The sequence below is a fragment of the Pseudodesulfovibrio thermohalotolerans genome, from assembly GCF_021353295.2.
In the GTDB taxonomy this organism is placed as follows: Bacteria; Desulfobacterota; Desulfovibrionia; order Desulfovibrionales; family Desulfovibrionaceae; genus Pseudodesulfovibrio; species Pseudodesulfovibrio thermohalotolerans.
The window spans coordinates 2,979,914-2,995,212 of sequence record NZ_CP120635.1 but is presented as its reverse complement, the minus strand read 5'-3'; the positions used below and the strand labels follow the sequence as shown (position 1 = coordinate 2,995,212).

12 protein-coding genes are annotated in these 15,299 nt (G+C 60.8%); 1 reads left to right on the top strand and 11 read right to left on the bottom strand.

All coding sequences use genetic code 11. The features are described 5' to 3' along the window. Positions 1-5: 5 nt before the first annotated feature. From LF599_RS14015 to LF599_RS13970, 10 genes are all read right to left on the bottom strand, one after another. Positions 6-923: a sensor histidine kinase gene (locus LF599_RS14015; protein WP_279521206.1), complete on the bottom strand. Its 918-nt coding sequence runs from the start codon at positions 921-923 to the stop codon at positions 6-8. After that, positions 920-1,318 carry a sigma-54-dependent transcriptional regulator gene (locus tag LF599_RS14010; protein WP_269943562.1) on the bottom strand — a complete coding sequence of 133 codons (399 nt, stop codon included), beginning with the start codon at positions 1,316-1,318 and terminating at the stop codon, positions 920-922. Before LF599_RS14010 ends, LF599_RS14015 begins: the two co-directional genes overlap by 4 nt. Continuing rightward, positions 1,315-2,991, bottom strand: a complete 1,677-nt coding sequence (locus LF599_RS14005; protein WP_279523103.1) for a sensor histidine kinase — start codon at positions 2,989-2,991, stop codon at positions 1,315-1,317. Before LF599_RS14005 ends, LF599_RS14010 begins: the two co-directional genes overlap by 4 nt. Further along, complete coding sequence (locus LF599_RS14000; RefSeq protein ID WP_279521205.1) at positions 2,988-5,591, bottom strand: PEP/pyruvate-binding domain-containing protein; 2,604 nt, start codon at positions 5,589-5,591, stop codon at positions 2,988-2,990. Before LF599_RS14000 ends, LF599_RS14005 begins: the two co-directional genes overlap by 4 nt. A gap of 15 nt (positions 5,592-5,606) precedes the next feature. After that, complete coding sequence (locus LF599_RS13995; RefSeq protein ID WP_279521204.1) at positions 5,607-5,990, bottom strand: response regulator; 384 nt, start codon at positions 5,988-5,990, stop codon at positions 5,607-5,609. Positions 5,991-6,106: 116 nt separating this feature from the next. Continuing rightward, positions 6,107-6,655: a YIP1 family protein gene (locus LF599_RS13990; RefSeq protein WP_279521203.1), complete on the bottom strand. Its 549-nt coding sequence runs from the start codon at positions 6,653-6,655 to the stop codon at positions 6,107-6,109. 17 nt (positions 6,656-6,672) lie between these two features. Further along, on the bottom strand, positions 6,673-6,822 hold the full coding sequence (locus tag LF599_RS13985; RefSeq protein WP_279521202.1) for a hypothetical protein: 150 nt from the start codon (positions 6,820-6,822) through the stop codon (positions 6,673-6,675). 72 nt (positions 6,823-6,894) lie between these two features. Next, positions 6,895-8,745, bottom strand: a complete 1,851-nt coding sequence (locus LF599_RS13980; RefSeq protein WP_279521201.1) for an SLC13 family permease — start codon at positions 8,743-8,745, stop codon at positions 6,895-6,897. Positions 8,746-8,772: 27 nt separating this feature from the next. Further along, entirely contained in the window at positions 8,773-9,672 is a 900-nt protein-coding gene (locus tag LF599_RS13975) for a response regulator (RefSeq protein ID WP_279521200.1), read from the bottom strand. Positions 9,673-9,691: 19 nt separating this feature from the next. Continuing rightward, complete coding sequence (locus tag LF599_RS13970) at positions 9,692-10,126, bottom strand: response regulator (protein ID WP_279521199.1); 435 nt, start codon at positions 10,124-10,126, stop codon at positions 9,692-9,694. 416 nt (positions 10,127-10,542) lie between these two features. Here LF599_RS13970 and LF599_RS13965 point away from each other — a divergent pair, with 416 nt between their 5' ends. Next, entirely contained in the window at positions 10,543-13,476 is a 2,934-nt protein-coding gene (locus LF599_RS13965; RefSeq protein ID WP_279521198.1) for a hypothetical protein, read from the top strand. A 63-nt stretch (positions 13,477-13,539) separates the two neighbouring features. Here LF599_RS13965 and LF599_RS13960 read toward each other — a convergent pair whose 3' ends face one another. Continuing rightward, positions 13,540-15,180 carry a sensor histidine kinase gene (locus tag LF599_RS13960; RefSeq protein WP_279521197.1) on the bottom strand — a complete coding sequence of 547 codons (1,641 nt, stop codon included), beginning with the start codon at positions 15,178-15,180 and terminating at the stop codon, positions 13,540-13,542. Positions 15,181-15,299: the final 119 nt, after the last annotated feature.

The window sequence follows — 15,299 nt, the reverse complement described above, 5'->3', positions numbered from 1 at the left end:
CCTCTTTATCGCGTTATGGGAATGCGCACGGTGAACGCCGCTCCCCCATCCGGCGGGGAAGACACCAGGATGTCCCCGCCCAGTTCATTGATGATTCGCAGGCTGACCGACAGGCCCAGCCCGGTGCCCTTGCCCGGAGCCTTGGTGGTGAAGAACGGGTTGAAGATGCGTTTCCGGTTCTCTTCGGAAATGCCTGGCCCGTTGTCTCGTATTTCCGAGCAGGCCAGATTCCCGTCACGGTATGTGGTGATGAAGATGTCGCCATCCCGGTCCACGGCCTGCACCGCGTTGATGAGCAGATTCAGGAAGACCTGGCGCAGCAGGGGCGGGTCCGAAGTCACCATGGGAAGGGTTGTGGCCATTCGGCGGTGAATCTCGATTTTTCGCGGGACGGTCTCGCGTTCCACCAGTTCGAGCATGTCCTCGACCAACTGGTTTATGTCCGCCGGTTGCGAGACTGGCTTGCGCTTGCGGGCCAGGTCCAGGAGCTTGTGGGTGATGTCCGAGCAGCGGGAGACCTGGGCGTAGATGACGTCCAGGCTGGTGCGGACCTCGTCCAGCGCTTCGCGGGATGCGGGCGCTGAGAGGTTGTAGCGCATGAGCTCGGCCTCCTGGAGGATGATGTTCAGGGGATTGTTGATCTCGTGGGCGATGCCGGTGGACAGTTCGCCCAGGGCCAGAATCCGCTGGGACTGGATGAGCTGGTCCCCCATCTCGGTCCGTTCGGCCTCGGCCTGGTTCAGCCAGCGCGTCGAGACCCAGAGCAGTATCCACATGCCGCCGGTTATGAGCAGGGCGATGGCCAGGGCTATGGTGTACCCTGTGTGCCCGTGAAACCATGCGGCCCCGCCAACGGCCAGGCAGGACGCCGGATAGGCGAATCGGCCGAGCATGACGACCTTTCTGGCGTTGGTCAGGCTCATTGATGACTCCTGCGTTCAATGCGCAGCTTGGCGTGTTCATGGGCCGCGCGGATGCGTCCGAGGAGGTTGTCGATCGAGAACGGCTTGAGGATGTAGTCGTATGCGCCGAGGCTGATGCCCTCGATGCCCGATTGCAGGGAGCCGTGTCCGGTGAGCATGATGACCTCGGTGTCGCGGAACCGCTTGCGGATTTCCTTGAGCGTGTCGATGCCGGACAGCCCGGGCATCCGCACGTCGAGGATTATCACGTCAACCGGATTGTCCTTGAGAAAGGCCAGGGCCGCCTCGCCGTTGGTTACGGTGTCCACATGCACGTTGCGCTTGGTCAGTCTTCGCTGAATGAGCTTCAGGAAGTCTGGTTCGTCGTCCACCACGAGTACGCGAATCTGGTTCATTGTTCCTCCTTGCCGCCGGGGAATTGCGGTCCGGTGAAGGGCAGGCGGATGGTGAACGTGGTTCCCTGTCCGGGGTCGCTGTTGACCCTGATGGTCCCGCCCAGCTTGCTCAGAGTGCTGTATACGATGGAAAGCCCCAATCCGGTACCCTCGCCGGTGGGCTTGGTGGTGAAGAAGGGATCGAAGACCTTGTTCATGTTTTCCCTGGAGATTCCGGCCCCGCTGTCGGCGATGTCGAGGGCGACGGTGTCCCCGTCCACCCGGGTGACAACGGTGATCTGGCCGTCCTGGTCGATGGCGTCGATGGCATTTTCGAGCAGGTTCAGGATAACCTGTTGCAACTGGTTGGCGTCGGTGGTGATGAGCGGCAGTTCCGGGTCGAGGTCGGTCTCCACCAGGATATTGCGGTGCCGCGTCTCGTTTTCCAGGAACGAGGCTGTCTGGTTGGCCAGCATGTTCAGGTCCACATCCTCTTGGAGAGGCTCCATGCGCCGGGCGAAGCCGAGCATACGGTGGGTCACGGTGCGCGCCCGTTCCACGTGGCGGTCGATATCCGAGATCGCCTCCTGTAGCTCGTCCACGGCCGGGCCGTCGCCCAACTCTCCGTCATTTATGATATCCCGTATCCAGCCCGCGCTTTCGCGGATGATGGACAGGGGGTTGTTGACTTCGTGGGCCACTCCGGCGGCCAGCTTGCCCAGAGAGGCCATCTTGCTCGACTGCATGACCGCCGCGTCCATGGCCGCGCGTTCGCGGTCCGACGCCTTGAGCCGGGAAACGACCGAGGAAACGGTCAGGTAGGCTCCGACGAAGATCATCAGGGCGCAGCTTCCGAACAGGGCGTAGATGAGCGAACGGGTGCGCAGCAGGGGGGAGAGTTCCTCTTCGGGATTTTCCATGATGACCAGCCGCCAACTGGTGTTGGGCAGGCGCGTGAATCCGGCGATGACCGGGACGCCGTCCCTGCGCCAGGATTGGATCTCCACGTTTTCGCCGGGATCGCCGATGGGCAGGTCGACCTTGGTCAGGGCCCTGCCGCCGAATCGTGACGGCGTTTGGAGCACGTTTTTGTTGTTGATGATGTATGCGTCGCCCATCTGGCCGGTGCGAACGTTGCGCACCAGCGAGGTGAACACCTCGGAGTCGATGGTCGCGCGGAGTATCCAGGTCCTGCCTCCTTCCTGGCGTTTCACCGCGATGATGAAGTGCGGGAAGTTGCGGAATCCCATGAACACGTCGCTGATATACAGCCCCTTGAGCATGACCTGATGGAACCACGGCTCGTCGCGGTAGTTGACCTCCATGAGGTCGAACGGGCCGCAGTACGCCTCATGGCTGCCGTTCTGGCCGATGACTCCGATGTCGAAAAAGGAGCTGGACGTATCGTGGATGGCGTCGAAAACCTTGTTCAGATACGCCTGGTTGGACATCTCGGCAAAGGAGTGGATGTCCGCCAGCATTTGCAGTTGGACCACCCTTTCGTTGAGGAACATGGAGATGGCGTTTCGCCGGTTGGAGACCATGAGCCGCAGGTTGTCCGTGAGCTTTTCCTCGTAGGTCTTCCGGAATTCGTTGTGGATGACATAGCCCAGCGCGAAAAGCGGCACCACGGAGAGGCCCAGGGTGATGAGCACCAGATACCACTTGAGACGGGAGTAGGAGGTGGAGATCATGCCGCGCACCCCGCTTCCTTGAGTTCCTCGGACAGTCCTTCCAGCAGTTCCTCGATTTCCGCCTCGAACTTGTCGCGGTAGCGGATGACCATGGCCGGGTCGGCCATGGACATGTCGATCTGCCGGGTGTGCATGAGCAGATAGCCGAGCACGGCCATTGCCTGCTCCACGGCCTGCCGGCTGACGCCTTCGAGCCGCGCGAACAGGGCGTCGTCACGGATTTCGGCGATGAAGCCGCGTTTTTCCAGCACTTCGGCCACCAGGCGCGCGCGCAGGTTGCGGCGGTCCAGGCTCGCCCCGCCTCCCTTGAACTGGAACAGGGCGTAGTTGGAGTTGGGATCGTCGCCCGCGAATCCCTCGATGGTGCAGAAATGGAAGCCGAACCGCGATTGCAGGTTGCAGTAGCGGCTGCCCACGATGAAGTAGTTGCGTTCGCCCATGTCGTTTCGCGCGCCGGGGGCCAGTGCCGGGTTTTGGGCCGAGCTGGTCAGCACGGACATGAATCCGTCCATGCGCGCGGGCGGCGGGCCTTCCCAGGGCACGGTCATCATGCCGTACCACAGGGCGCGCATGGGGCGCGACCGAACGGCGTCAACAGTGATGCTTTGGCGGGAGTCCGAGGCTTCGGTCTCGCTGCCCGCCGTGCCGCCGCCGATGTCCACCAGCCAGTACTGCATATTCTGCTGGCCGGTCAGCCTGCGCGCGCCGGAAACGGGCCTGTTACCCTGAGTGAACATCTCGCTGACGGCCTTTTCGTGGCAGAATCGGGTGATGTCGTGCATGGAACGGCACCCTTCGGGCCGGAAGTCCGGGGATTCCGGGTCGGTCAGGCTGAGCGGGGTGATGAACTTGAGCACCCGGCGCAGTGCCAGGCTCACATCCGAGGTCCGCGCGGCGGCCGCCGGGCGGGCTTCCAGCTCGATCATTCGCTTGCGCCGCCCCAGGTAGATGGTCCCGTTGGTGCCGTTGACCGTTATCACGCCCACGCCGGAAAGACGTTCGACGGCTCCGGGCGCGCCGATGAGGGCGGGGATGCCGTATTCCCTGGCCACATTGGCCAGGTGTCCGACGGAGCTGCCGAATTCGGCCACCAGGGCGGAGGCGCGGGGCAGCAGGGCGGACAGTTGCGGGCGGGCGTTGCGGGCCAACAGGACCGCGCCGTCCGGGAAGCGGAACATGTCCTCGTCGGACTCCACCTTGACCACGCAGCCCGAAGCCGCGCCGGGGCTGGCCGGGATGCACCCGGTCAGGATGGCCAGGCCGCGGCTTTCCTCGTCCTCCACCGGCGGCTGGGGCGCGTCGTCGCACATGGTCAGGGGACGGCATTGCAGGATGATGAGCAGTCCCTCGCGGTCACGGGCCCACTCGATGTCCTGCGGACGGCCGAAGTGGTTCTCGATGCGCATGGCCAGGTCGGCGAGCCGTTCGATGTCGTGATCCGGGACGGCCGGTTCCAGTTGCTTGCCGCCGTAGAGCTTTTCCTTGCGGACCTGGCCGCCGGAGGTCATGACGAAACGGACCTCCTTTTCGGCTATGTCGCGGCCCGTGATCTTGCGGGTTTCGCGGTCCACGGTCCAGGAGTCGGCCAGGGAGCTGCCGTCCACCACGGCGCAGGGCAGGCCGGGCACCGCGTTCACGATCAGCGTGTTCTCATCGCCGCCCACCGGGGGACGGGTGTAGATCACTCCGCCGGCAACGGCGTCGACCATCTCCATGCAGCCGACGGCCATGACCATTTCGTCTTCGCGCAACCCTCGGTTGCGGACATAGGTGATGGCCGTTGCCGAGTACATGCTGGAGACGACCGCGCGGTAGGCGTCGCTCACCTGCGCGGGCTTGACCCCGAGCTTGGAAATGAATTGTCCGGCGAAACCGGTCTGCTCCGAGTCCTCGCCCAGTGCGCTTGAGCGCACGGCGAAGCGGATGTCGCCGAGTCTGGCGCATTGCTCGCTCATGGCCTCTTCCAGCTCGGACGGCATGGGGGCCAGGTCAATGGCGTTGCGGATGCTTCGCGCCAGGTCGTTGAGCTCCTCCAGTGAGGAACTGTCGTGAATCTGGATGAGCCGGTTGATCTCGTCGTCCAGGCCGGTGGATTCCATGAACAGGTGGAAGGCCGAGGCCGTGATGGCGAAACCGCGCGGGACCACCGCGCCCAGTTCGGCCCGTATTTCGCCGAGCATGGCCACCTTTGAGCCGGTTTCGGGCAGGTCCGAGGCGCGCACGTCGCGCAGACGCAGCACCGGCGGGCCGAGGGGGCCTCTGTCCGGACCGGCGAACGCCCTGTCCATGTTCTGCACGATTTCGTTGAAGACGTCCCGCAGTCCGTCGTATTTGCCTGGAGCCATGCGGCACAGGCGCTCGATCATCTGGCGGACGCTCGATGCGACCATGACGCTGTACGCCCGCACCCGGGTGATGCCGGAGGGGTGGCCGGACTGCGCGGCGTCGGTCATTTCGGACATGAGCTCCAGAGCTTTGCCGTTGGCCGAGAGCAGGAGTCGGAAATCCTCTGACTTGTTGAGGAATTTCTCAACAGATTCCCGTTCTCCCTTGGGATTGCCGTGGATGAAGTTGAACAGGGTCTTGAGCGCGGTCTTCATGGCGAACCTCCGGGGCTACGGTTGGCCGCGATGGCGGGCGCGAACGGCGTCCAGCACCTTGAAATAGAGCTCGTCGGTCCCTACCGGCTTGAGCAGGAAGTCGAATGCGCCCATGTCCATGCCCTCGATGAGCGCGCGGGAATCGGCGTGTCCGGTCAGGATGATTACCGGCAAATCCGGTTCGATGGCCTTGATTCGCCGCAAGGTCTCAAGCCCGTTCATTCCGGGCATCATGACGTCGAGGATGACCACGTCGAATTCGTTCTCACGGATCTTGTCGATGGCCTCCTGGCCGCTGGTGGCCGGGGTTATCTCGACGTTTCGACGCACGAAGCGGCGCGCGTAGGCGTTCAGGAAGTCCGTTTCGTCGTCGACCAGAAGCAGGCGTATTTTTTTCATGACGATCCTCCGGTGTGAAGTCTCCCTTCCGGAGCCGGGGGCGGGGGCATGCCCCCGGCCGGATGGGGAGGGTAAGGAATGTGTTCACGTGCGTTTCCGTCACGTGTGGGGCATTCCTATTGGAACAATTGCTTCAATTCGACGACCATGGGCGCGGCGGTCCAGAAGAAGAGGAGCATGACCGCAGCGGTCAGTATGATGAGCATGGCGGCCCGAAGTTTGCCCACCCCGGCTCCCTTGTGCAGCCCGATGCCCAGGAGCAAGGCGCGCACCGGCTCCATGACGAGGGCCAGCCCGGGAATCCATGAGATAATCATGACCGCTCCGCTGGCGTACGCGTAGATGTTGAAGACACGGCCGAAGGGCACTTTTTCCTGACCTGTCATGCTCGTCAGAATGAAGGTGATGACCGCGCCGAAGGCGGGCATGAGAATGGCGTTGGCCAATATTATCGCTCCCATGGCCAGGGAGTTTTCGAAGAAGTAGGCCATGCTCACCGTGCAGTAGAACAAGGCTGATATCATCAGGAAAGTGAGCGCTCTGCGTGAGCCCGTTTCATTTGCGGTCCCCTCGAAATGGCGTGCGGGCGACCGCATGACGTTCATCAGAGTCTCGAAATATTCCCGGATCCCCATCCTGGTGCTTATTTCGCGAGTAGCTTCCATGTTTGCCCCCTCTTTGCCTAAAAGATGGTCGTTGCGTAATCGACGACGCCCCACGCGAGCATCGCCAGGGTCAGTAAGAAAAGAATGCGGCGTTCGGTTTGCTTGCTGAAGTAGGTCACGCCGCTCTCGTGGACGAATTTGCGTTCCTCGTTGTTTTGATTTTTCATGTTCGATCTCCTTGGTTGGCCGGCGACCCGCTCGAGAGCGGGCCGCCGGGTATGTATTTCAGGTCAGGGTCGTCAGAACGATGGCAGACTGCCGAAGCCGATACCGCTCCAGTACACTGCCGTGAGGATGACGATGATGATGTTGGCGACAAACCACATGGGCACGCCCACACGCAGGTAGTCCTTGGGCTCCAGGTATCCGGAGGCGTAGACGATGGCGTTGGGCGGGGTGCCGATAATCAGGCAGTAGGCGAAGGACGACGCCACTGCGGTGGCCATGGCCATGAACGGCAGGAAGGTGGTGCCGGGGTGCACGATGCTGGCCATGTTCAGGGTGATGGGACCGACCGCGGCGGCTGCCGGGCCGTCGGCCATCAGGTTGGTCAGCACGGCGGTCAGGCCGTTGGAGGTGAGCATCAGCGGGATGCCTTGGCTCATGCCCAGCGGTGCCAGCAGGTCGATGACGGACTGGGCCAGCCAGTATGCCGCGCCGGTCTTGTCAAGAGTGTGACCGAAGATGATCGCGCCCGCGTACAGCCAGACAACACCCCAGTCGACCTTTTCCTGGTAGTCGCGCCAGTTGACAACACCCGCCAGGAGGTAGGCCACAGCGCCCGCGACCGCGATGACGCCGATGCCGAGGCGGATGGGGTAGATGCCCATGTTGTAGAACGCCTTCTCGGTGAACCACCCGAAGACCATGAACACGAAGATGATCATTGCCCAGATCTGGTTCTTGTTCCACTTGCCCATCTTGCCGATTTCGCTTTCCAGGTGGCGCATGGCCGGAGCCAGGGAGCGAATGCGGGGCTTGAAGATCATGTTGGTGATAACCCAGGTGAGGGGGATCATGACGATGACGAAGGGCATGCAGTACATGATCCACTGGGCGTAGCCGATGTCCATGCCGAACATGTCGGACAGGTAGGTCATCATGATGACGTTTCGGGCGCCGCCGGACGGGGCGCCGGGGCCGCCGATGTTACAGGCCATGGCGATGGTAATCATCAGCATCTTGGCCAATTCCTTGTCCTCGGGCACCTCGTCGGTCAGGCTGTTCTGGTAGAGCAACATGCCGATGGGCAGGAACATGGCCGCCAGCGCGTGGTCGGAGATGAACGCCGCCAGCGGGGCGATGACGATGAAGAAGATCAACGTGATCCAGCGCACGTTCGGCACTGCCAGCTTCTTGAACATGAGCAGGCACATGCGCTTGTCCACGCCGGTTTTGACGAAGGCCGCTGCGAACATGAGGGAACCCATGATAAACCAGCAGGCGTCCGACCAGTAGAGTCCAGCCACCTCGCTTCGCGAGACCACTCCGGTGAAGACCAGTATGAGGCCGATGGAGAAGGACACGCCGGGGAGCGGGATGCACTCGGTCATAAAGCAGAAGACCACGAATACGACCATGGCGATGGCGACCTTGATCTTCCAGGCGCCCTGGTCGGCGCTGGCCTGGTCTCTCTTCGACAGTTCGTCGAAATGGAGCCCTTTCATGCGCTTGTCGAAAGCACCCTTCATCATGGTCAGGTACTCGTCGGCAGACACGTTGTTCTTGACGTATTCGTACGCCCTGTCGAAGTTGGTGGCATCAACGGGAATCTTATGCTTTTTCGCCCACTTCTCGTTGCGCTTCATCAGGCGTTCCTTGGACAGGGCGCCCATACGCATATTCTGTTCCATCATGCGGGCGGTCAGGACTTCCCACTGCTCGCAATCGGAACTTTTTTTCTGGAAAAGTTGTTCGCACAGGTAATTGGTCACGACCTTGGGGCCGACCGAATACTGCATACCCACGTCTTTCATGCCCTGGGGCGTCGGAAGGATCAGGATCGCAGTGAAAAGTATCACCGGAATTATGAATAGCTTCCAATTGACGAACTTGTCGTAACCGGTTGCTTTCTTCTTTGCTTGAGCCATGATGTAACCTCGCAATCTGGCTTCGGGTTAGCTGGACGAAATGATCTTTGCGATTTCGTAGAAGACTTCCTGCTCGCGGACGACCCCCACATCCTCGTTACCCGCTCTGACCAGCATACGCCGGGCCGGGAGGGTAATCATGGTGTCGGCCACTTCCATGAGGTTGGCGTCGGCATCAATGACCGGGATGGTCTCGGACATGATGTCGCGAACGGGATTTTCCATGATCTCCTTGACGCGCGAGGTGAACAGCCCCTGCCAGAACATTGCCGAATACTGGAGACTGTCGGCCATGGACGGTTTGGGCGCGGACAGGTAGCCCGGCCTGATGGCGTCCACGAGGTCGAGGGGGCTGAGAATTCCGGCCACGCTGCCGTCCCGGTTGGTCACCACCACCGAACGGTGGCCGGTGTCCATGAGCCGGTCCGTTGCCATGAGGTGGCGCATGGATTTCTCCAGGGCCTTGATGGCGTCGCGGACTGTGCTGTCCAACGGAATCTGCGTGTACTCATCCAAGGGAATCATGATGCCTTTGGCCAGTTTCTCGACATAAGGCGCTTTGGTCACGTAGTCGTAGGCGTCCTGAATCTTGGTGCTCAGGAGGTCCACGTCGCAGGGTTTGGCCAGATAGTCGAAGGCCCCGGTGTCGAGGGCTTTCTTCGCTCCGGGCATGTCGCCGTGTCCGGTGAGCATGATTACCGGCAGATCGGGCATTCTTTTCTTGATGATTTTGAGCGTCTCGTGACCATCCAAGCCGCCCATCTTGACGTCGAGAATGACGACGTCGGGTTTCGCATCGAGTTGCTCCAACGCCTCTTCCCCGCTGCCCGCGAGAATGGTCTCGTATCCTTTGCGGGCCAATATTTTCGCGGTGGTGGTCCGGAAGCGTTCCTCATCATCGACCATGAGGACCTTGATTTTAACCATTACAACCTCCTTGAGTTAGCTAGCGCAGTTCACCCTGACCGGCGGCGTCTGCCATCCGGGCGGAGCGTATCTTCTGTTTCTGGAGCGTGACCTTTTCGAAGGCTTCCTCGGCCTTGCTGAGGAAGTCCTTCATGCTCACGGGCTTGATAAGGTAGTCCAGAGCCCCGAGCTTGAGACCCTCCACAGCGGTCTCCATGGTGGCATGGCCGGTGAGGATGATGACCTCGCTGATGGGATAGTCCTTCTTGATGTGTTGTAACGTCTCCATGCCGTCCATTCCGGGCATCTTGATGTCGAGAAAGATCACATGGGCCTCGTAGGACTTCAGCACCTCCAGAGCCTCGGTGCCCGAGGTGGCGGTGCGTGCCTCGATGCCGAGCTTCTCGAAGAGTTTTTTTGTGGTGCTGAGGAGTCGCTCTTCATCGTCCACGAGCAGGATTTTCATCTGTTCCATGATGTCACCGTTGGGTTGATCGGTTTATTCCGCAAAATCTGTTCAAACCTAGCAACTCGTGTGCCAAGAGTAACAATCTAATTTTTAAGTATTTTTTTACGCAAAATGGTTTGCGCGATGATTTTGCCAGATGGTGCTGTGCGCAAAATCGGGCTAGATCGAAAAAGATGGCACAGTCCCGGGGGATTGCGGGAAGAGGGAAGAAAGCCTACAGCCTCCTGGGATAGCGGGAAAAAAACATGCAGTCCCCCGCATTCTTCATGACGAGAGGCATGGATACTGCTAGGAAATGTTACAGTTGCGTTACGACGCTGGCCTTCGAGACCGAGGAGAAGATGGTGATGATGCCCTCGTTATATTATGACAAAAATGATTATAAGCTGCTGGAAATAGTAGAAAATGTTTTGAATAGAGGGGTGGATAGGGCCCAATTCAAGACCCTGCTGGAGCCGTATCTCAAACCGCACGGCATCAAGGAACTGGCAGCGGACAAGGGATTGCGCATTGCCTATGCCATCATGCATTTGCTCGAATCCCTGAAGTCCGATCAGGCTTCGGAACGGACCAAGGCGCTTATCGCCCTGCGTGACGAGACCCTGACCGCGGCCAAGGGCGGAATGCGCAACAACCGTGCTCGGGTCTTGGTCCAGATCGGCAAGGAACTGGTGCGGGCCAAGGGCGACCGTTGCCGTCAACTGGCCCTTGCGCACGATTTTCGAAGGGCCGCGGCCGGGAAGGTCGGCTTTCTGCGCGAGCAGTTGCGTCGTTACCATCTTCTCGAAATGCCCGAAGAGTGGAACCAGATCGCCTTTGACGACCGGGTGCACGACGCCAACAGCAAGGGGCGCAAGTCGGCCACTCATCTGGTCATGGACGCCTGGATCAAGGGCATCCGCTATTTAACGGTGGTCTACTATGACTGCGTGGACCTGGCCGTGGCCCGGGAGCTGCTTTCCTCGGCGGCCATTCTGGGCGTCAAGGTCCGCATCGGCATCGAGTATCGCGCCCTGCATCGGGGCCGTTTCGTCAAGATCGTCTGGTGCCCGGGCGGGTTGCGGGATGATTGCGATATCGAGGGGCTTTTCCGCGTGGATGCCGTGCGAGAACTCATGGAGCAGGGCAGGGAGGTCCGTTCTTCCCGGTCGGAATACGTTCGGGCCGTCACCGAAGCCTTTAACGAGCGTCACCGCCAGTCCATATATAAGGAATTTGGGGTGATGCTCGCCCCGGTGGATTATGATGAAATGGTTGCCGATCTGGGGGTGGAAGAGCCTTCCGTCCTGCATCTGGGCAACTACATCCACGCCCGCGCCATGCCTCTGTTCCAGGATAGGGTGGCCGCCCTGCGCCAGGGATATTCCGAGGCCGATTACGACGCCAAGGCGGCGATCGCCATGCAGGTCGAATCCCTGGACGCCCTGGACGTGGACACCATCGCGGCCCGTTACCTTTCCCCGGAAGAGAACCGGGACATTCCCGACCCGGACGCGCCGAGGGCCGAAGGTATGCCCGCGCTTCTTTCCCTGAGCCCGGCAGAGTTGACCGCCCGTTTGCGCAAGGCGGCCCATTCCAGCCACCTGACTCTTATCCTGGCCGATCTGGAGCTGGAGGATGTGCTGGAAATTCTGTTCGAGTGCCGGGGCAGGATATCCCATCTGGAAATTTTCAACACCAAGCACCTGGAGCCCGGCCAGAACCGGCAGCGGATGCCTTTCAGCGAGTTGCAGCAGGCGCTCAACGAACAGAACGCGGTCAAGCTCAAGCACCTTATCCGGGGGTGCATGGATCACGTCCGCGAGCTGGACGCGCCTAATCGCGACAACCGCCTGCGCTCGCTGGAAGACTTGTTGGAACGGTTCTACCTGCTTCTTGAGTTCTACAAGCGGTTTCCGTTGGGTACGAGCATCGGCTCCGGCTCTACAGGACGCTCCACTCGGACTCACGGCATGGGGTTCGCGGTGATCGAGACATTGTCCCTTCGGGCACAGCGCGAGGCCGACCGCCTGCGCGTCGCCGACCGCATTCCCATGCAGGGGGGTGTGGTCAAATCCAACGAGTACGTCATGCCCGGTCGAAGAAGAGGGCTGTGGAACGCCCTGATCCGTCTGGCCGCGCAGTTTTCTCTTCTGCGGCGGCTGGTCTGCTGCACATCGAGCGGATGGCGGATAGAAGGGTATGCCGTGACCGAGTCGGGCGGCGGCAACGTGGTCGCCCTGGGCGGAAAGCGGCGCGAGGGCAACGGGTTGAGCCTGTTCGAGCCCGAGGATTACTGCAAGCGTCGTCCTTCGCCCGGCCATCTGAATACCGGGCTCAAGAACGTGCTCAAGATACTCGCCGGGTTCATCCCCGCCTTTCTGACCTTCTACCTGACAAAGGATTGGTGGGTGCTGGCCTATCTCGGCGGGGTCATCTGGTTTTCCATCACCGGCCTGCGCAACGTCATCCAGTCCGTGCTGGGAGGGGGCGGGTTCCGCCGGTCGCCGTTCCTGGCCTGGAACGACTACGTCAACTGGGAACGGATTTCGGAATCCCTGCTCTATACGGGCTTTTCCGTTCCGCTGCTGGACTGGTTGTGCAAATCCGTGGTTCTGGATCACGGGTTGGGTGTGACCACGACCACCAATCCGCTGCTTCTGTACACCATCATGGCGCTGACCAACGGCGTGTACATTTCGAGTCACAACGTGATTCGGGGCCTGCCGAGGGAGGCGGCCGCGGCCAACTTCTTCCGCAGCATCCTGTCCATCCCCATCGCCATGCTGTTCAACTGGGCCGCCGAGGGCGTCCTGTTCCTGGCAGGATCGGCTAATCCCATGGTCGAGCTGCAACTGTGGGCGGCGGTCATCTCCAAGCTCGCCTCGGATTGCGTGGCGGGCGTCATCGAGGGATTCGCCGACCGCAGGCGGAATATCGCCATGCGCCGCTGGGATTATTCCGAGAAGCTGCGGCAGGTCTTTGAGATATATTCGCGTTTGGAGATAGCCTTCCCGACCAGGGACATGCTCGGGATGCTCAACCGGCCCGCCGAGTTCCTGGCCTTTTCCAAGGAATCCGGCTTTGACCGGGCGCCCGAGGTCATCGCCAACGCTTTGGACCTGCTGTACATTATGGCGTACAAGCCGCGTGCCCGCGAGGCCCTGCGCCAGGCCCTTGAAGCCATGTCCGAGGACGAACGGGTCGTGTTCCTGGCCTCGCAGCAGATTCTGCGCGAGGAACAGGCCGTTTCCATGCTCTTCGTGGACGGGCTGGTGGGGCGCAACTTCGCCAAGGGGCTTTCCTTCTACCTGATGCGTTATCCAGACTATCTCAAGCAGATAGAGAGGATGATTGCCGAGGCTCAAGACAAATAGAAGGAGGACGGGGCTTCGGCCCCGCCCCCCTCGTCGGTGATCCGTCCAGGTCGGAAGACGAATCTACGCCCTCTTGCCGGGGATACGAACGGTGAAGGTGGTTCCCTCTCCCTTTGCGCTCTCAACGGTCAACTCCCCGCCCAGGGAGTCGATGATGGAGTGGCAGACGGAGAGACCCAGCCCCGTTCCCTGGCCGGGCGCCTTGGTGGTGAAGAAGGGCATGAATATCTTGGACATGCTCTCCTGATTGATGCCGCATCCGTTGTCGCTCACGGTAACGACGGCCCGGCCGCGCTCGTCGTTGCGGGCCACGACTTCAACGCGGCCGCCCTTTGAGCCGTGACGGTCGACCACGGCGTGGATGGCATTGTTCAGGAGGTTTATCATGACCTGCTGCAACTGGCCGGGGTCGGCCAGGACGTTCGGGACGTCCGGAGCCACTTCGCAGGTTACTTCGATTCCGTTGACCGTCGCCTTGTTCTGGATCATGGACCCCACCTTGGGCAGGAAGTCAGTCAGGTCGACGTCCTGCACCTGCGGGGCGTCCTGCCTGCCGAAGCGCAAGATTTCCCGGGTAATGGCGGCGCAACGTCCGATCTGTATCTGGAATTGTTCGGCGATCTCCTTGAGTTCGTCACATGCCTCGCGATTGGCGCAGACGTCGGTTACGTCCTTGAGGGTAAGCTCCAGCAGGGCGAGGTCGGTTTTCATGATCTGGAGCGGGTTATTGATCTCGTGGGCAAATCCGGCGGCCATCTCGCCCAGTTCGGCAAGGCGTGCGGCCTGGAGCAATTGGGCTTCAAGCTTGTTGACCGCCTCCGCCTGACTGTGGAGGGTCTCGGACAAGCGGCGGCTGACGATCAGGGCAAGGGCTATGATTACTCCGCCGCCGCAGAGCAGTACGACAACCACGGTGTATCCCGCCATGAGCACGGGCTGGAAGGCCTCTTCCTTCTTCTGGCGGACGACGAGCCGCCAATTGCCGTCGTTGAGCCGGGCCGAGGCGAACAGGTAATCCTCGCCGCCGTCCGAACCTGTGAAGGAGATGAGGTTTTCGGTCTGTGCCGGGTAAGGATAGGCGTCCCGCTCAAGCAACGCGCCGCCGGACCTGCGGCTGGTCTGCAACACGCCCGCCTGGTTCAGGATATATGCCTCGCCCGAATCGCCGATGCCGGGCGCATTGACCATGTTGCCGAAAAACGTGGGGTTGACCGTGGCTCTGAGTATCCAGACCTGGCCGTCTATGCGCCTGGCCACGGCGACGACGAAGTGGGGAACCTTGCGGTATCCGAGGAATACGTCGCTGATGTAGAAGCCGTTATCCAGCGTTTCCTTGTACCAGTTCGCGTCCTTGTAGTTCTTGTCGGCAAGGCCGAAGGGGCCGACGTAGGCGGCGTGCTTGCCGTTGGGGTCGATGAGTCCCATGTCCTGGAAGACCTGTCCGCCGACCCTGAGCCATGTGGCCACTTCCTCCGCGGTCGTGTCACCGGCCGGATCGTCCGCCGGGATCAGGGCGAGGAACGATACCAAGTCGCTGCGCCGCTCGTGCAGAAATTCGTCGATGAGCTTGGCCCGATCCACTGCCGCCTGCCGGATGGACGAGGTGGCGAACTGTTTGGAAGCTCCCGCAAAGGAGTAAAATCCGACGGCTGCCGATATGAGCAGGGGGATCGTCGGGATGACGATCATGGTGATGAGGAGCAATCGGTGGATCCCGCAAAATGATGTTTGCTTTGCCATAGTTGTTCTGCCTGATTTTTTTGCAAGATGGTTAAGGAAATTTATTTTTATTCCAAGTGGTTAAAAAATCGCGCAAAATATAC